The sequence below is a fragment of the Prevotella sp. E13-27 genome (assembly GCF_023217965.1).
Lineage (GTDB): Bacteria > Bacteroidota > Bacteroidia > Bacteroidales > Bacteroidaceae > Prevotella.
The window spans coordinates 1390050-1408380 of the sequence record NZ_JALPSC010000001.1; the positions used below are offsets into that span (position 1 = coordinate 1390050).

Sequence of the window (18331 nt, forward strand, 5' to 3'; positions counted from 1 at the left end):
TCTCATAAAGTCATTATCCAAAGTGGCAGAGTTGCATCATCGATAGCAGCTCATTACTCCTCTTCAAAGCGAAGAATGCAGCTGCGGGTGTCGCTGATGTTGGGATCCTGCTGGTCCCCACCGACGATGGCACCATCATTACTGAACGTAGCTTGGCATATGTAACGATGTCCTTGTTGGAGGGTTATGGAGTTCTTGAGTTTCAGTGTATAGTTCTTGTCGCCTTTCTTTACCACGCCAAGGGGTACTGACGACGAGAGAGTCTGCGCTGGGATGATGACACGGCAGATGCGTCTATCTGCGTAGTAGAAGTTCTCGTTGTAGCATACAACAGAATCGGCTTCGTCAGTTGTAATAGCTCTTACTTGGTCGGCGCTGTTGAGATTGATACTTACACCACGATGGATATTCTTCAGTGTCGTTTTAAGTTCCGTCAGTAATGAAGTGCCTGTACCACGATTAAAGATAATGATTATCTCACTCATCTTGTGGTAGAACTTCAGATTTACAATGGTGGAGTCGTTGATGGAGTCGGCGATAGCAAAATCGCTGAAGTAAAAATCGCTCTGGCTGCTCTGATCCGCCTTTACATAAAAGGTGCCTCCATCTGCCTGCAAACCGGAAATATAGGGATAGACTGCTGTGTAGCGATAGCTCTGGCGCGTGGTAGGCTTTTTGTACTGATATACAATGTTACCGTCGATAGAGATTAGCTCGTTGCTGTTGTTGAACTGATAGTGGTTGTTATAGGCTGCGCTGACCGATGTGGAGAGTGTGCCGTCCGGTACAGTATTTGTGTTGGTGACAAACAAACCTATCTCGTCGTTCTCGATGAAAGCAGTCTTGTCACTACCTGCACGAGTCTGCTGTGACTTCCATCCTCGTGCAGACTGTTCTTCTACATCGACAGCAATGTTATATCCGAAAAATCTTACTGGCACCATTTCCAGCTTGCCATCACCGTTTTCTCCAAGGTCATTGGCAGCCGACGAAAGACTAACATCGTCGGTAGTACAAGAGAGAAGTAGCAAGAAAGCAAAAAGTGATAGTATATTAGCCTTCATATAGTTGTTCTGTCCTTTTTTTTAGTCATTTAATCTATACTGGCGTGCAAAATTAGACAAAAAAGTTTACATAGAGTCGAGAAATGTATGTGTAGTAACATTCTTTAAAATAATTTACGATATATGTTAATAAATAAAAACGGCCGCCTTTGCGAGGCGGCTGTTTGTGTTTACAAGAATGTCAGAGTAGTTCTGGCAACTGGTATAGTCGTGTGCCGTTGGACCCTTTTATGAGTATGGTGTTGCCTGACGGCTGTTCGGCAGCAATGGCTGCCTTTACCTGTTCTACATCAGTGAACTTGCGATAGGAGGCGGGGCAAGTCGTGGAGCCGAACTCCTCTCCTACGAGCCACACAGTGTCAACACCAGTGTTTGCTATGAGGTCAACGATATGCTGGTGCTCCTCATGGCTTGTGGGACCAAGCTCGCGCATGTCGCCAAGTATTACCATCTTGCGTTGTGCCTCTACGAGGCGGAAGTTCTCAAGGGCAGCCTCCATGCTTGACGGGTTGGCATTGTAAGCATCTACGATGAGACGGTTATGTGCTGTTTCCATGAGCTGTGAGCGCTTGTTGGTAGGTTCATAGTTCTCAAGGGCGTGGCAGATGGCTTTACGGTCAACGCCGAAGTTGATGCCTACGGCGATGGCTGCCAGTAGGTTGTCAATGTTGTAGGCTCCTATGAGATGGGTCTGCACCTTGTGCCACTTCTGTGATGCTCCTTCCTCCTCAAGCTCCATGACGGGCTTGCGCCAACGGAACTTTAGCAGTGGGTCGCAGGCAACGACCTCGCCTGAGATGCATGTATATTGCTTCTCGGGGTCGGTAGAGTAGGGGGTGACCCACAGTGAGTCTTCGTCCTCTAACTGATCTACAAGGTTGTCGTTGTCGGCATCAAGGAAAATGTGACCATCCTTTTGTGTGCGCAGGAAGTCATAGAGCTCACATTTGGTCTTGACTACTCCTTCAAAAGAGCCGAAACCCTGCAGGTGAGCGCGTCCTACATTGGTGATGAGTCCACAGGTGGGCTCTGCTGTCTCTGCCAGTGTCTTTATGTCGCCAGGATGGCTGGCTCCCATCTCTATGATAGCTATCTCATGACTGCTGTTCAGACGGAACAGAGTCTTGGGCACACCAACATCGTTATTGAAGTTGCCTTCGGTAGCGAGGACATTGTATTTCTCTGAGAGCACGGCACGTATGAGCTCCTTCGTTGTGGTCTTGCCGTTGGTGCCTGTTATGGCTATGACGGGGATGTTGAACTGACGGCGGTGCTCGCGGGCAAGGTCTTTGTAGGTCTGAAGACAGTCGTCGACTAGTATGAGACCTCCCCCGGCCTCTCCGAGGGAGGGGAGTTCCTTGCGGATTAAGGAAGAATCGTCACTTGCAGAAGAGGGATAATTTTTATCACTGACGTTGTTGCGGAGGTCGTAGACTTGGTAGCCGTTAGGCCACTCCCCTCCTTCGGGGGGGCAGGTGGGGGTATCCACTATTGCATAGGAGCAGCCTTTCTCCAGTGCCTGAAGGGCATAGTCGTTGCCGTTGAACGACGCGCCTTTCAGCGCCAGGAAGATGCTACCCTTGGGACAGTCGCGGCTGTCAGTGGTTATACATGGGTGCTGCTGGTAGAGTTGATAGAGTTCTTTGATGGTCATGGGTCTAACTAAAGCTGATGTTGAGAGACGGTCTATACGAAGCTGATGGTACCCGGTGTTACTTCCTGTGATGCAGCGTCGGCAGCATAGCTATTGTCCTGTCTTGTCTCTGACTGACCTATGCTCTCAAGAATCTCACGAGTGCGCTTATAGGTAGGAGTTGACTCTACGGCAGAGATGATGTCATCATTGTCAAGGTCCTCAGGACGGAAGATATAGATGTTGGGACGACGCTTCACACGGCGGCTGGTGTTGTCGCCACCGTAGAACTTCTCACGACGATCCATGTTGCGTGCCTCGCGCTCTTGTTCCTCAGCGAGCTTCGTAGCATCTTCGCGCGAGAACTTCGTCATACGCTCCTGCATACCATCGACATTGCTTATTCCGAAGCCTGTTGCGAGGATGGTCACCTTAACCTTCTTACCGAGCTCGGGGTCGTTGGCAACACCCCACTTGATTTCGAAGTCGCCGAAGTTGGCGAGGAAGTCATGAACATAGTTTATCTCGTCCATCATGAAGTTGTCCTTCGAATCTTTCTGATCGCAGAACGAGATGTTGAGCAGAATCTTCTTTGAGTTGAAGATGTCGTTGTCGTTGAGCAGAGGTGAGTTGAGGGCATCGTCGATAGCCTTCTTAACACGCTCCTCGCCTTCACCATAGCCTGTTGACATGATGGCGACGCCACCATTCTCGAGTACGGTCTTAACATCATTGAAGTCGAGGTTCATAACTCCGTGAACAGTGATGATTTCTGCTATTGACTTTGCTGCTATTGACAGAGTGTCGTCAGCCTTTCCGAAGGCTGCCATGAACGACAGGTCGGGATAGATGCTGCGCAGGCGCTCGTTGTTGATGACGAGCAGAGCATCGACATGCTTTGACATCTCTTCCACACCGTCAAGAGCCTGGTCAATCTTGCGGTTGCCCTCAAAACGGAACGGAATGGTGACGATACCCACGGTGAGGATACCCATCTCCTTGGATACCTGAGCGATGACAGGAGCAGCACCAGTGCCGGTGCCTCCACCCATGCCAGCGGTGATGAACGCCATGCGTGTGCCGTCGCTGAGCATGCGCTTGATGTCTTCTATGCTCTCTTCAGCAGCAGCCTTAGCCTTGGCAGGACGGTTACCTGCACCCAGGCCCTCGTGACCGAGCTGGAGCTTGATGGGTACAGGCGAGTCGTTTAGCGCCTGATTGTCGGTGTTACAAACTACGAAGGTTACGTCGTGTATGCCTTCGCGATACATGTGGTTTACTGCATTGCCGCCACCGCCACCTACGCCGATGACCTTTATTATGCTGTGTTTCTCTTCGGGAACGCCGAAATCGAGAATATCGTTATTGAAGTCTGACATTGCTTTTCTTTTTTTATTGAATGAGTAATTAGTAATGAGTAATTAGTAATTATGATTACTTTTGTTATTCATTATTCATCGCTTACCATCTTTTCTCCGAAGTCGGTGAGACCTCTGCGTAGCTTGTTCCACCAGCTGTTCTCCTTACGCTTGCGTTCGGCTTCTTCGCGCTCTAAGCGTTCTGCTTTTTCACGCTCCAAGCGTTCTTGCTCTTCCTGGCGCTCTTGTTCCTCACGTTTGCGGCGAGCTTCCTCTTCGGCAAGTTTCTCTTCCTGCTCGGTGAGTATGACGCCTGGGCCTACTTCATGTGCCTGACGAGGTGTGCGCTCAGTCTGACCATTAGCCTGATAGACGTTGTTGTCATCTTCGAAGAGGTCGCGGTTTGGATCAATCTCGTTACCGGCACAGTTGATGTATCCCTTGGCCAGAAGTCCGAGCAAGGTGTTCATCATGCCATTATGGTTCTTGATGAGTTCGTTGTTTGAGCTGATGCTAAGAGTGACGAACTTCGCAATGCGAATCTTATCGAAGTGAGTGTGGATGGCAAAGGCACGCTCAATGTTCTTCAGGTTAGAACCGCCGCCAGTGAGGATTATGCCGCCAAGGAGTTTGTCGCAGTATTCATTGGGAATCTGTTCGCGAACATTGAGGATAATCTCCTCAAGGCGGCCTTCAACGATGTCGATGAACTTGCGGCTTTCCACCTGGCGCTCCTGGTCGATGGAGTACTTCAGAGTGTCGTCAATCTCATTGTTGTCAGTATAGGCAGAGGCATATTTGAGTTTCATCTTCTCAGCCTCGCTCTCCTCCATCTGAAGTGGCTGAGCTATATCCTTAGTGATGTTGTTGGCACCGAGGGGTATGACAGCCAGATGACGGAGAACGTTTCTGTAGAAGACGCTGACGGTGGTTGTGTCGGCACCGAGGTCTATGAGGGCACATCCTGAACGTTTCTCAGCTTCGGTAAGCACAGCGTTGGCAAGTGCCAGTGGGGCAAGATACATCTCCACAACTTTTATGCCTGCTGTTTCAAAGCATTTGTTCAGGTTCTGGAAGAACGACTTGCGCTCAAGAATGTTCAGGTAGTTGCCTTCAAGGTGAGAGGCGCGTATGCCTACAGGGTCGAGCTGCATGACGGTATCAACCTTGTATTCTTGTTCTGCCACATCCAGGATCTTCTGGTCAGGATAATCCAAGTTGCGGTTCTCTTCCATGAGTTCTGCCACCATCTCCTGAGTGATGATGGTGTCATCGGGCATGTCTTTTGCAACGACATTACGCACACCGCGTATTGACTGACCTCCCACACCCACGAACACCTGAGTGATGCGGGTCTTGAGCTGTGTTTCCATCTTCTTGATGATGTTGGTAAGACACTGGGCTGTCTTGTCAATGTTGTACACTACACCCTTGCGGATGAACTGAGAAGAATCTTCTTTCACCAGCGCCAGAACGTTGATGCTGCCATCGGGCTTCTTCTGTCCTGCGATGCCCGTCACTTTCGATGAACCGAGCTCAATCGCTACAATAAACTCTTTTTCTGCCATCATGTTATTATTTCTTTTTTTTACATATTATCTGATTTTCAAACTCAACGCTGATGCGTGAATAACGGTTCCACCCAGCCTTGGTGAGACCGTATCTGTAGAACTTCCGCAGTCGGTCGAGCTTCTCGGAGATATGGGTGGGTTGTCCGAGATAAGCTATGTGGTCGCCAACACGCGGTACTATCTCTATGGAACAGTCGTTGAGCACGTTGAGCTGCACTATCTGGTTCTTCCAGAATGGGCTCTCGTTAATCTCGCAAACCGTTGGTGCCAGCACCTTCGAGGCGAACTGTTTGCTGATATAGCCTGTTGCCACAAGCAGATTACAGCTGTAGTTGTTGTGCGGCATGATGATGCCGTGGTTATCTACATAATAGTCCTCACCTGTCATGGAGATGACTCTCACTACTGGCGTGCGCTGGCTTATCTTAATGCAGAGTAGTCCGTTAATGGACTTGTAGCACTCAACGTTATCAATGAGATCGTTGCCTTCAAGCAGTTCTTCTATCTGGCGCGTGTTAATGTTCCTCATCGGTCTTGAGATGAGGGATATGCCCGACTTGCGCAGCAGATGCTCTATGTCAGGAACGCTAAGAAATCCCTCGGCGGTGTCCTGCGTGATGCTGATACTCACGTCATGGCACGTGTTGTCAGCATCGTCGGGCTTGTTGAAAGCCGTAACGGCTAAAATAAGGTAGCCACCGATGACGATGTCGAGAGCAATAAGGGATATTTTCTTCCAGTCCATAGGTCTATTTTATTCTTTCTTCCAGTATCTTGGTAATCTGAGGAACCTGATTGTCCAGATCGCCTGCTCCAAGGATGATGAGCACGTCGAAGTCGCGACTCTTTACGAGCGAAAGGACGTCGGCCTTGTTGATCATCTGTTTCTTTACGCCATCTTTCAGGTTGTCATAGATGAGTTGTGACGTTACGCCTTCAATGGGCAGCTCACGTGCTGGGTATATCTCAGTGAGAATAACCTCATCGACCTGACTAAGCGCGTCGGCGAAGTCCTTGTAGAAGTCGCGCGTGCGAGTATAGAGATGAGGCTGGAATATTGCCGTGATGTGACGGTCGTGATATAGTTCGCGAATGCTCTTCGCACTCTGATAGATCTCTTTCGGATGGTGGGCATAGTCGCTGAGGAAGACCAGCTTGTCGCTCTTTATCTTAAAGTCGAAACGGCGATCCACACCTCCGTAAGTCTTCATGCCATAGCGAAGCTCTTCGGCTGTGCAGCCTGCCAGCTGAGCCATAGCCATAGCAGCTATACCGTTTTCTATATTAATGGGCACAGGCTGTCCGAGCTCAATGTTCTTAACACTTTCAATAGGTGATATGAAGTCGAACGTGATGCCACCGTTCTCTATGCGTATGTTCTCTGCATGGAAATCGCCCTCGTCGCGACTGTAGTCATAACGGCGCACGTCATCCTGCAGATTCTCTTTCATCTCGAGGTCGCGGTGTATGATGAGTGCACCACCGGGGAGTATGAGCTCTGAGTAGTGTCGGAAGCTTTCCAGATAGGCCTCTTTTGTTCCATAGATGTCAAGATGGTCTGGGTCTGTAGATGTGATGACTGTCATCCATGGTGATAGCCAATGGAACGAACGGTCGAACTCGTCAGCTTCAATGACTACATAGTCTGACTGACTGAGTATATAGTTGGTGCCATAGTTCTTTGATATGCCGCCAAGGAAAGCGTTGCAGTCAAGATGACTTTGGTGCATGATGTGGGCACACATGGTAGATGTGGTGGTCTTGCCGTGGGTACCAGCAACGCATAGACCTTTCATGTGGCGTGTCAGAGTGCCGAGCACCTGTGCACGCTTCTGTATCTCAAATCCGTTCTGTTGGAAGAACAGCAGCTCCTTGTGGTCGGCAGGGATGGCAGGAGTGTAAATGACAAGACATGAATTCTTCTGTTTGCAGGCGAAAGGAATCTCCTCAAGATTCTCCTCATAGTGAATCATCATACCCTCTTTTTCAAGACGGCGTGTAAGCTCCGAAGGGGTTTTGTCGTAGCCTGCAACAACAAGCCCACGGCGTATGAAGTAGCGTGCTATGGCACTCATTCCTATGCCACCGGCACCTATGAAGTAAACGGCTTTTAAGTCTTTAATTTCCATTATATGCTAATTTTATCACTTCTTTTGCAATTATCTCGGCAGAGTTAGGTAGTGCCATCTTAAGGGCATTCTCGCTGAGCGATTTCAGTTTTTCCTCGTCGTCAACAGTGGCTATGGCAAGGCTGATGAGCTTCTCTGGAGCATCGGCGTCGCTGACGAAGAGTGCTGCGCCGCGGTTCACGAGTGCCATGGCATTTTTCGTCTGGTGATCTTCAGCCACGTTGGGGCTTGGCACCAAGATAACAGGCTTGCCGATGAGGCAGAACTCAGATATGCTACTTGCTCCGGCACGGCTGATGACGAGGTCGGCAGCTTTATATGCAGCTCCCATGTCGCTTACGAAATCGGTGACAACAATATTTTGGGGTTGTCCAAGTTCCTGGAGCTTCTTGGCAATCTCGGCACTGTAGTATTTTCCTGTCTGCCAGATGAACTGCAGGTCTGTTGTCTCGATTTCTTTCAGATGGCTTAGTACGCTCTCGTTGATGGTGCGCGCTCCAAGACTTCCTCCAACGAGAAGCACTGTCTTACGTGTTGGATCCAAGCCGAACGATTTCAATGCTTCTTCCTTAGTGATTGTTGTCTCAAGCAGGGCCTGGCGCACTGGGTTGCCCGTCAGCATAATCTTCTCAGCGGGGAAGAATCGTTCCATGCCTTCATAGGCAACACATATCTTCTGAGCCTTCTTTGCCAAAAGTTTGTTTGTCACACCAGCGTATGAGTTCTGCTCTTGAATGAGACACGGAATACCCATTGAGGCTGCCTTGTTCAGCGTAGGGCCGCTGGCATAGCCGCCTACTCCCACTACAGCCATGGGCTTGAACTCTTTTATTATCTTGGCTGCCATGCGCTGGCTTTTCCATATCTTGTAGAGAACGATGATGTTTTTCAGAAGATTCTTACGGTCGAAGCCACAGATGGGCAGACCTTTTATCTCGTAGCCAGCAGCAGGTACTCGTTGCATCTCCATGCGTCCCTCAGCGCCGACAAACAGAATCTCTGCTTCTGGATGTTCGGCCTTTATCGCGTTGGCGATGGAAATGGCAGGGAAGATGTGACCGCCAGTGCCGCCGCCGCTGACGATAATACGTAAACCGTTGTTCTCTTTGTTATTCATAGCAGTAATTTATTGTGTTTTATTCTTTTTTCGGTTCAGTGGCAAGGGTCGTAGTCTTTGCACTCCTGCTTACACTGAGTATGGCACCAATGTAAGCACAGTTGATGATGGTCGATGTTCCGCCTTTTGATATCAACGGCAGTGGCTGTCCTGTTACGGGCATAAGACCTACGGCTACCATCATGTTGATGGTTGCCTGTATGACAAGCAGCAATGCCAGTCCCATGACGAGGAACGCCGGGAAATTATTTTCACAGCGGTTGGCAATCTTTGCGGCACGGATAAGAAGTATGATATATAGGAACACCACCACGGCAGCACCTATGAAGCCTGTCTCTTCTATGATGATGGCATAGATGAAGTCACTGAAAGCCTGTGGCAGGTAATCGCGCTCAGTGGAGTTGCCCGGTCCTTTGCCAATACCGCCCGATGATGCGATGGCAATATTAGCGTGTCCCACTTGGAAGTTCTTGTTTATGTCGTAGTCCTCTGGACGCACGTCATCGTCTTCTGAATGTTTCAGTATTCGGTTACGCCATGTGGCAAAGCGGTGGAAGATACCGCCTCCGGAAATCTCATCTTTGCTACCATGGGTGGCTGCAGCGGTAGGCGCTTGGTCTTCATCAACCTTCTCTATGCTTCCAAGCGTGAGCACCAGTGTAAGGAAAACGCCAACAAGAAGCGCTCCGGCACCCATAAGCTTGCCCATTTGAATCATTGGCACACGTGCAAGATACATCATCAGGAAGATGACCATGAACAGCAGACAGGCCGTTGACAGGTTCTCAATGCCGATAAGTGCTACGCAGGGTACCACCAGTATCAGCACGTATTTCATAGCATTGTCGTCGGCTCCCTTGCCGTCGGGGCGTTGCATTGCGCTGAGAATCTGTGCTGTAGCCAGCACCATAGTACCTTTGGCTATCTCTGAAGGCTGGAAAGTGAAACCGGCAATACCAATCACACGGTTGGCGCCATTGATACTCTCTCCTCCGACAAGCACCCACAGCAGCGTGATAAACGTGATGACGAGCAACATGGGTGTCATAATCTTGAAATAACGGCATGGGATGTTCAGCGTGACAATTGCCACGAACACACCGAAGATAATCATGCCGGTGTGATAGATGAGCGGGCTCAGATAGTTCTGTGACTTGTAGGTCAGCGTGCTTGAGGCAGAGAAGACCTCGACCACGCTAATCAGACAAAGAAACAGAAAGACCATCCAGATGCCTTTGTCGCCTTTGAAGAGATTGCCAATTTTATGGTTCATTTTTTGACTTCAGATGTTTTTGAATTTAGACTATAGCTTTTTTGACTTCAGACTATAGACTTTAGACTACAGATTATAGGGTTTTGACTTTAGACTACAGATTATAGGTTTCTGACAAGTTCCTTGAACTGTTCGCCACGGTCCTCCATGTTCTTGAAGAGGTCGAAGGATGCACAGCAGGGGCTCAAGAGTACTGTTTCGCCTGGCTGAGCCAGCTCGTAGCATGCAGCAACACACTCTTTCATTGAGTGGGTGTCGCGTACAGGGATGCCGAGAGAGTCGAAATTATCGTGTAGCTTCTTATTGTCGGCACCAAGATAGACGAGTGCTGAGCACTTCTCCTTAATGAGAGGCTTGATAGGCTCGTAGTCGTTGCCTTTATCTTTGCCACCAACGATGAGTACCACCTTGGTCTTCATGGAGTCGAGGGCATACCAGCATGCATCGACATTGGTAGCCTTGGAGTCGTTGACATAGTTGACGCCACGAACTGTGGTTACTTTCTCCAAACGGTGTTCCACTCCAGGGAAGTCGCTAAGTGACTGACGTATAACATCTTTCTTGATTCCTGCGATGTTACCTGCTATACCAGCAGCGAGCGAGTTGTAGATGTTGTGGCGTCCGGTGAGGCTGAGCTGTTCCTGCTCCATGTTGAATGGCTCAGGCTTCTCAATGACATACTTGCCTTCCTCAATATAACCTATGCTGCCTTTCTCGCGAAGCTCAGAGAACGGATACTGCACAGCCTTGATGTCATACTTCTCCAGTTCACGCTTCACTACAGGATCGTCGTTCCAATAGATGAAAGCATCGTCAGCGGTCTGGTTCTGCAGAATTCGCATCTTCGAGTCAACATAGTTCTGCATCTCAAAGTTATAACGGTCGAGATGGTCGGGGGTGATGTTGAGTAGGATGGCAATGTTTGCACGGAAGTCATACATATTGTCCAACTGGAACGAACTGAGCTCAATGATGTAGTATTCATGTGGCTCCTCTGCAACTTGCAGCGCCAGTGAGTTGCCGATGTTGCCAGCAAGTCCGCAGTCGTAGCCTGCTTCCTTGAAGATGTGATAGATGAGGCTGGTTGTGGTGGTCTTGCCGTTAGAACCAGTGATGCATATCATCTTTGAGTTGGTATAGCGTCCGGCGAACTCTATTTCACTGATGATGTGTATGCCCTTGGCAATGGCTTTCTGAACCATGGGTGCTGTCTCGGGAATGCCTGGGCTCTTGATGATTTCATCGGCATTGAGGATCTTCTCCTCTGTATGCTGTCCCTCTTCCCATGCTATCTTGTGCTTGTCAAGCATCTCCTTATAGCGTGGGGCAATCTTAGACATGTCGGAAACGAACACATCGAAACCTTCTTTCTTTGCCAGTACGGCAGCACCTGTACCGCTCTCACCGGCACCGAGGATAACTATGGACCTACCTCCAGCCCCTCCCGAGGGGAGGGATGTCTGAATAGTCCCGTCATTTGATATTTTATTCATATTCTTATTATTCTAATTTCTTTTCCTTTTTATTTCTATCTTAACTCCCCTTCACCTCCTTGTTTTATTTCTATCTAAATTCCCCTCCCCTCGGGAGGGGTTGGGGGTGGGTTTCTGGGGTTGGTCTTTTATCTCATCTTTAGTGTTATAATTGTTATCGCCGCCAGAATGATCGTTGTAATCCAAAAGCGGACGGTTATCTTTGACTCATGGAATGGACGACGTGGCCATCCTTTCAGAATATATGTCGATGTCTGGTCGAGCTGATTGTCAAGCTTACGGAAGTTGTCGTGAATAGGTGTTGCACGGAACACACGAACGCGACGGCCCTTGCGCTTCTGGAACTTGAACCATTGTGTCTGTATGATGACGCTGAGGCTCTCAACGAAGAAGATGCCGCAGAGTATTGGGAGAAGCAGTTCCTTGTGGATGATGACTGCACAGACGCCAATTATACCGCCGATGGTCAGCGAGCCAGTGTCGCCCATGAAGATCTGTGCAGGATAGGCGTTGTACCACAGGAAACCAATCATTGCACCCACGAAAGCACAGAGGAACACTACCAACTCCTCAGAGTGAGGTATGTACATGATGTCGAAATAGCTGGCATAGCCTATGTGTGACGACACATAGGCAAGTATGCCCAGCGCCACACCTATTATGGCTGAGTTGCCGGCACACATGCCGTCCATGCCATCGTTGAGGTTTGCTCCATTTGACACGGCTGTTACTACTATGATTGTCATGATGACAAACAGCACCCATCCTGCTGCAACCTTGTTCTTGCCCATGAAGCTCATAACCTCTGAATAGTTGAGGTTGTGGTTCTTTATGAATGGGATGGTGGTATGCAGCGATTTTACTGCCGTTTTATTATGCTTCACTACAATCTCGTTGTTGGGCTGTACCACGTTGACGTTCTCGCGAACGACTGCATCGGGGCTGAGCCAGATGGTGAGACCAACGATAAAACCGATGGAAACCTGTCCGATAATCTTATATTTGCCTTTCAGACCTTCTTTGTTCTGGCGGAAAATCTTGATGTAGTCGTCCATGAAGCCGAGGAATCCCAGCCACAGTGTAGTAACGATCATCAGTATAAGATAGATGTTACGCAGACGGCCGAAGAGCAGGATAGGCACGAGGATAGCTACGATGATGATGACACCACCCATGGTGGGAACACCCTTCTTTTCTACTCCGAATGGGTCGATAGCCGGGTCGCGCTCGGTCTCGAAGATCTTGCGACGCTTCATCCATTTGATGAAGTACTCACCGAACCATGCTGATATGCACAATGACAGGATGAGTGCCAGCAGTGAGCGGAACGAGATGTAGCTCCACATGTGTGAACCAGGGATATTCAGGTTCTCAAGAAGACGGAAGATATAGTATAGCATTGCTTTGTTGTTGTTTCGTTATTTTGCTTTTTCGTTTTAACGTTAACGTTATAACGTTTTAACGATGTTTCGATTTTCCTTTATTTTGCTACTCCGAAGATTTCGCGAACAACTTCGCGGTCGTCGAAGTGATGTTTCACACCTTTTACTTCCTGATAGTCTTCGTGACCTTTGCCGGCTATGAGGATGACATCACCCTTCTCAGCCAGCATACAAGCAGTCTTGATGGCTTCACGACGGTCAATGATGCTTACCACCTTCTTCATCTGTTTCTGGTCGAGACCGCTGAGCATATCGTTGATAATGTCCTGTGGCTCCTCGAAGCGGGGGTTGTCGCTGGTTATGATTACGCGGTCGCTCTGCTTGACAGCTTCCTGAGCCATGAGAGGACGCTTGCCTTTGTCGCGGTTGCCGCCTGCGCCACATACGGTGATGACTTTTCCATCGGTTCCATCGAGCACCTCGTGTATGGCTTTCAGTACGTTGTCCAGTGCGTCGGGGGTGTGGGCATAGTCCACGACTGCTGTCACGCCTTCTTCAGAACGAATTGGTTCCAAACGGCCGGCAACGCTCTTCAGTGTGCTCATAACAACGAGTATGTCCTCTGGCTGCTTGCCGAGCATGATGGCTGCGCCATATACGGCAAGGAGATTGCTGACATTGAACTTTCCAATGAACTGTACACCTACTTCATGTCCATCAATCTCAAGGTACATGCCCTCAAAATGACACTCTACAATACGCGCACGGAAGTCGGCCATGGCGCGAGTGGAATAGGTCTTGACGGTAGCTTTGGTGTTCTGTACCATGTACATGCCGTTTTTGTCATCGATGTTGATGATGGCAAAGGCATCTTTTGGAAGCATGTCGAAGAATGCCTTCTTGGCGTTGCGATAGTTCTCTACTGTCTTGTGGTAATCGAGGTGGTCGCGGGTGAGGTTGGTGAAGATTCCGCCAGCGAACTTCAGACCGCCGATGCGCTTCTGTGCTATAGCGTGGCTTGAGCATTCCATGAATACATATTCACAACCAGCGTCAACCATGCGGCGCAGCAGGCGGTTCAGCTCTATAGGGTCGGGCGTGGTATGATCGGCAGGTATGGCTTCGCCCTCAATATAGTTGCAGACTGTTGAAAGCAGACCGCACTTGTGACCCATGGCACGGAACATGTTGTAGAGCAGTGTGGCAATAGTCGTCTTACCGTTGGTGCCTGTGACTCCTACCAGCTTCAGCTTCGTTGATGGGTTACCCTGGAATGTAGTGGCGATGATGCCTGTCACGTCTTCTGTTGATGGCACTTGAACGTATGTGACACCATCAGCAAGTGACTCTGGCATGTCTTCGCACACAATGGCTGTTGCACCCAGTTCTATTGCTTTACCTATGTATTTATGACCATCGGTCTGTGTGCCTTTGATGGCAAGGAACAGATGGCCCTTGGCTATGCGGCGTGAGTCAATGTTTACATCGGCAATGTCAATGTCAGTATTGCCTACAACTGACACAGTCTTGATGTTCTTCAGTAGTTCAGAAAGTTTCATCATATCGCGTACCTTATATTATATATATGTTGTTTTGTGAATTGTTATTCTAATACCAGACTGCATGTCATGCCATTGTGAACCATTGCTCCATAAGGAACACTTTGGCTCTTGACACGTCCGATGCCTTTAATCTGTACCTTCATGCCGTTTGATTCAAGAAGATATACGGCATCACTGGCTCCCATTCCTGTCACGTCGGGCATGGTCTTGTAGCTTTGCTTCTCTTCAGCGAGCTTTACTTCTTTGTCGTCACTTGATGCCTTGCCCCAGATAGGGTCACCAGCGCTGTATGTTCCGCCCCATCCTCCTGTCGTCTTGACACCAAGCTGGCGCAGTACATAGTCGGCTGCGAGAACATTGCCGTTCTTTACGTCGGGCACGAATACTGAGGAGGCATCGCGGGCATCATCGACACGTGTCTTCAGATACTTGGACATGACACCTTCTGAGATCTTGTGGAATACAGCACCGGCCATACCACCGCCAGATGCAGGAAGACCAGGCTTCTTCAGGCATACTATGCATGAGTATTTGGGACTGTCGGCAGGGAAGAATCCTACGAACGACAGCCAGTACCACATAGTTCCGTTCTTATAGCCGGCTCCACCTTGTGACACCTGAGCCGTTCCTGTCTTGCCTGCCACTTTGAATGAGCGTGAGCCCGCCTTCTTTCCCAAGCCTTGGCTGACGACATGTTCCAAAATCGTCTGCATGGTCTTTATCGTCTGTGGCTTTGCTATCTGGTCTTTGATAACTTCGGGCTGTGTCTCATATACCACCTCACCGTTGCGCATAATCTGCTTAACGAAACGTGGACGCATCATCTTGCCGTCGTTGGCAATGGCGTTGTAGAACGTTACAGTATTGATTGGCGCAATCTGTGTCTCATAGCCGATAGACATCCAGGGAAGGGTGGTCTTACTCCAGTATTCAGCCTTGTTGGTTGTCTTGGTGTTCGGCATGCGGATCTTTGGAGGCAGATAGCCAACGATGGGCAGTTCAAGGTCTGCACCAATGCCTACGCGATACAAGCCTTTGACATAGCGTTCAGGATGTTCGTGGTAGAACTTGTCTATGACGTAGCTCACACCGATGTTTGAACTGACCTCAAGTGTGCGTGCCACGTTGATGTCGCCATATCCGCCACGATACCAGTTGTGGTCCTTCATGTTGCTGCCGTGCATGTTCATGATGCCGTTGCCAGTATGTATGATATAGCTGGTGTCGCCAGGTATGACGCCATCGTCGAGCGCCACGAGGAACGAGGCTGTCTTGAACACTGAGCCAGGCTCACAGCGGTAGCTTATGGCATGGTTCACAGTCTCGTAGTATTCGCCATCATCACATCTTGTCAGGTTGACAATGGCTTTCACGTCACCCGTCTTCACTTCCATGAGTATTGCAACACCCATTGTGGCATTGTCTTTTTTCAGCTCGTCTCTGAGAGCACGTTCGGCAAGGTCTTGCATGCCTACGTCGATGGTTGTGACAATATCTGAACCGTTGACGGGTGGGGCGACGGTAATCTTAAGCTGTTTGTCACGCACCTTCTGCTTATAGTAAAAGCCGTTGGTGCCGCGAAGTATGGAGTCGTAGGATAGCTCGATGCCGCACTTTGCTGAGTCGAGAGCTCCGAACATCTCGCCTACTGTGCGCTGCGCCAACGAACCGAATGGGCGCTGACGTGCGTTCTTGTTTGCTTCTGCATGGAAACCGCCGCGACCTTGCGACATACATAGAATGGGCAGAGTAGCCACTTCGCGGAACGTGCCATAATCTACTCGGCGCGGCCACAGAGGCCAGTGACGGTGGCCCAAAGAGCCGTCTGACAGTTTCTTATTCTTTCCTTCGAGAATCTTCTTTTTGAAGTCTTCAGCTGAACGCTCTGGGAAAATACGGTGTAGTCCATTGCAGATGGTGTCTATGTTTTCTGTCCACAGCGTGTCGAGCTTGTGCATCTTGGCGGTGTCAACAGGCTGGTCTTTCATACGTCCAGGCTGGAAGTCGATGAACAGCTTGTATTCGGGTATGCTTGATGCCATGAGCTGACCGTCGCAGCTGAGGATATTGCCACGTGCCGGCTGCTCTATGATGCTGTCTTTCTTTGCCTGCTTGGCTACAGCATCCCAGAAGTCTTTCTTGGCAGTCATAATGTAGCCTGCCTTTCCTAAGATGGAAAGGCCGATGAGTGTGAGGACTATTGCGATACTCCAATAGCGCGGAAGAACTTTCTTGCTTTCAAACTTGCTCATGTCTTGTGGCTACTTTTTAACTGTCTGTCTTTTTTATTTTTCTTCTGGAATGTAAACTTTATATGGCGGCTGGACGCTTGGGTGGATGCCTTTCACCCGTTCCAGACTGTCCATGTTTTGCTGGAGAGCTTTCAGTAGCTTACTTTCGCGGCAACGCTCGGTGAGTTGACTCGAACTTGAGAGTGCCTTGTACTTCGCATCGGTAAGGTCTTTCTCAAGTTGTGCAATGTCGATCATATCCTGCTGGCACTGGTAACGGAAAGCTACGTAGAATGTGAGGAACAGAGCTATGAGAAGACACAGCCACACCTGTCGGATGACGCCTCTTCTTGAAAGGACGTCGCCACCGAGAATCTTCATTAGCGACAGCGATGAAGCCGGTGCGTCATCGTCTTCGGTGACGCTGTCTTTCAGTTGCTGCAGAGTAGATTGTACGTCTTCTTCTTTCTTGGTCTGAAGATTGTCTTCTGCTGCCTGCTTCAGCGTTTCCTGTATGTCGAGAGCCTCGTCAGTATCTTTTTTCATGCTAATGTCTGTCTCTTTTTGTTTTCCTTGTAATGTCTGTTCTCACATTGATTAGAGCTTCTCTGCAATCCTGAGCTTTGCGCTTCTGCTGCGAGGGTTTCGATCTATCTCTTCGTCGGAAGGTACTATAACCTTGTTGTTGACGACCTTCAACGGTGCATTGGAGCGTCCGAAGAAGTCCTGTTCGACCTTACCTTCTATGTTGCCAGAGCGCATCATGTTCTTTACCATGCGGTCTTCAAGCGAGTGATAGGTGATGACGCTCAGACGTCCACCCTTGGCGAGCAGTTCCTGTGCTCCGTAAAGCATCTCCTGTAGGGCCTGCATCTCGTGGTTCACTTCTATTCGCAGTGCTTGGAACATCTGTGCCTGCTCTTTCTTCTCGTGTTTGGGAGAGAAAAGCTTTGCGGTGGCATTAATCAGGTCCTGTGTCGTCTGCAATGGTTGCTGCTGGCGGGCTTTCACAATGGCTGCTGCCATGCGGCGTGCCTGTTTCAGTTCACCATAGAGGTAGAAGATGTCCGACAGCTGCTCTTCGCTGTAGCTATTGAGTATGTCGGCTGCTGTGGTGTCGGCGCGTCGGTTCATCCTCATGTCGAGAGGAGCATCGAAACGGAACGAGAATCCGCGTGTCTCGTCGTCGAAATGGTGACTGGATACACCCAAGTCTGCAAGCAGTCCGTTGATCTCCTCTATGCCATAGTAGCGCATCCAGTTCTTCAGGTATCGGAAGTTGCTGCGCACGAATGTGAAACGGCTGTCACTGACGATGTTTTTCTCTGCATCAGCATCCTGATCGAAGCTGAAAAGATGACCTTTCGGACCCAGACGACGAAGGATTTCGCGTGAATGGCCGCCTCCGCCAAAGGTTACGTCAACATAAACACCGTCGGGCTGGATGTCCAGCCCGTCGACGCTCTCCTGTAAAAGCACAGGAATATGATATGTCTCTGCAGTCTTTATCATCGTCGT

General features: G+C 49.4%; 14 protein-coding genes. All 14 read right to left on the reverse strand.

The genetic code is table 11. The features are described from left to right. Window positions 1–53: 53 nt before the first annotated feature. The 14 genes from M1L52_RS05690 to rsmH all read right to left on the reverse strand — a co-directional run bounded on the left by M1L52_RS05690 (window position 54) and on the right by rsmH (window position 18325). Window positions 54–1064 (reverse strand): fimbrillin family protein, encoded by a 1011-nt coding sequence (locus tag M1L52_RS05690; RefSeq protein ID WP_248613972.1) that lies wholly within the window; start codon window positions 1062–1064, stop codon window positions 54–56. 181 nt (window positions 1065–1245) lie between these two features. Continuing rightward, the gene (locus M1L52_RS05695) at window positions 1246–2718 is read right to left on the reverse strand and encodes a UDP-N-acetylmuramoyl-tripeptide--D-alanyl-D-alanine ligase (RefSeq protein ID WP_248613973.1); all 1473 of its coding nucleotides are present in this window, start codon (window positions 2716–2718) and stop codon (window positions 1246–1248) included. 32 nt (window positions 2719–2750) lie between these two features. Beyond that, a complete protein-coding gene (gene ftsZ, locus M1L52_RS05700; RefSeq protein ID WP_248613975.1) occupies window positions 2751–4076 on the reverse strand; it encodes a cell division protein FtsZ in 1326 nt (441 codons plus the stop codon). Window positions 4077–4147: 71 nt separating this feature from the next. Beyond that, window positions 4148–5623 (reverse strand): cell division protein FtsA, encoded by a 1476-nt coding sequence (ftsA, locus tag M1L52_RS05705; protein WP_248614578.1) that lies wholly within the window; start codon window positions 5621–5623, stop codon window positions 4148–4150. Window positions 5624–5630: 7 nt separating this feature from the next. Next, window positions 5631–6371 (reverse strand): cell division protein FtsQ/DivIB, encoded by a 741-nt coding sequence (locus tag M1L52_RS05710; protein WP_248613977.1) that lies wholly within the window; start codon window positions 6369–6371, stop codon window positions 5631–5633. A 4-nt stretch (window positions 6372–6375) separates the two neighbouring features. Beyond that, window positions 6376–7755 (reverse strand): UDP-N-acetylmuramate--L-alanine ligase, encoded by a 1380-nt coding sequence (gene murC / locus M1L52_RS05715; protein ID WP_248613978.1) that lies wholly within the window; start codon window positions 7753–7755, stop codon window positions 6376–6378. Continuing rightward, on the reverse strand, window positions 7745–8872 hold the full coding sequence (gene murG / locus M1L52_RS05720) for an undecaprenyldiphospho-muramoylpentapeptide beta-N-acetylglucosaminyltransferase (RefSeq protein ID WP_248613979.1): 1128 nt from the start codon (window positions 8870–8872) through the stop codon (window positions 7745–7747). The genes murC and murG overlap by 11 nt, the downstream gene beginning before the upstream one ends. A gap of 19 nt (window positions 8873–8891) precedes the next feature. Continuing rightward, window positions 8892–10145, reverse strand: a complete 1254-nt coding sequence (locus M1L52_RS05725) for an FtsW/RodA/SpoVE family cell cycle protein (RefSeq protein ID WP_248613980.1) — start codon at window positions 10143–10145, stop codon at window positions 8892–8894. Window positions 10146–10246: 101 nt separating this feature from the next. Next, window positions 10247–11638 (reverse strand): UDP-N-acetylmuramoyl-L-alanine--D-glutamate ligase, encoded by a 1392-nt coding sequence (gene murD, locus M1L52_RS05730; protein ID WP_248613981.1) that lies wholly within the window; start codon window positions 11636–11638, stop codon window positions 10247–10249. Between the two features lie 128 nt (window positions 11639–11766). Beyond that, a complete protein-coding gene (gene mraY / locus M1L52_RS05735; RefSeq protein WP_248613982.1) occupies window positions 11767–13038 on the reverse strand; it encodes a phospho-N-acetylmuramoyl-pentapeptide-transferase in 1272 nt (423 codons plus the stop codon). Between the two features lie 80 nt (window positions 13039–13118). Next, complete coding sequence (locus tag M1L52_RS05740) at window positions 13119–14579, reverse strand: UDP-N-acetylmuramoyl-L-alanyl-D-glutamate--2,6-diaminopimelate ligase (protein WP_248614579.1); 1461 nt, start codon at window positions 14577–14579, stop codon at window positions 13119–13121. Window positions 14580–14623: 44 nt separating this feature from the next. Further along, on the reverse strand, window positions 14624–16834 hold the full coding sequence (locus tag M1L52_RS05745; RefSeq protein ID WP_248613983.1) for a penicillin-binding protein: 2211 nt from the start codon (window positions 16832–16834) through the stop codon (window positions 14624–14626). A gap of 33 nt (window positions 16835–16867) precedes the next feature. Continuing rightward, on the reverse strand, window positions 16868–17359 hold the full coding sequence (locus M1L52_RS05750; protein WP_248613984.1) for an FtsL-like putative cell division protein: 492 nt from the start codon (window positions 17357–17359) through the stop codon (window positions 16868–16870). A 51-nt stretch (window positions 17360–17410) separates the two neighbouring features. After that, entirely contained in the window at window positions 17411–18325 is a 915-nt protein-coding gene (gene rsmH, locus M1L52_RS05755; protein ID WP_248613985.1) for a 16S rRNA (cytosine(1402)-N(4))-methyltransferase RsmH, read from the reverse strand. Between the last annotated feature and the right edge of the window lie 6 nt (window positions 18326–18331).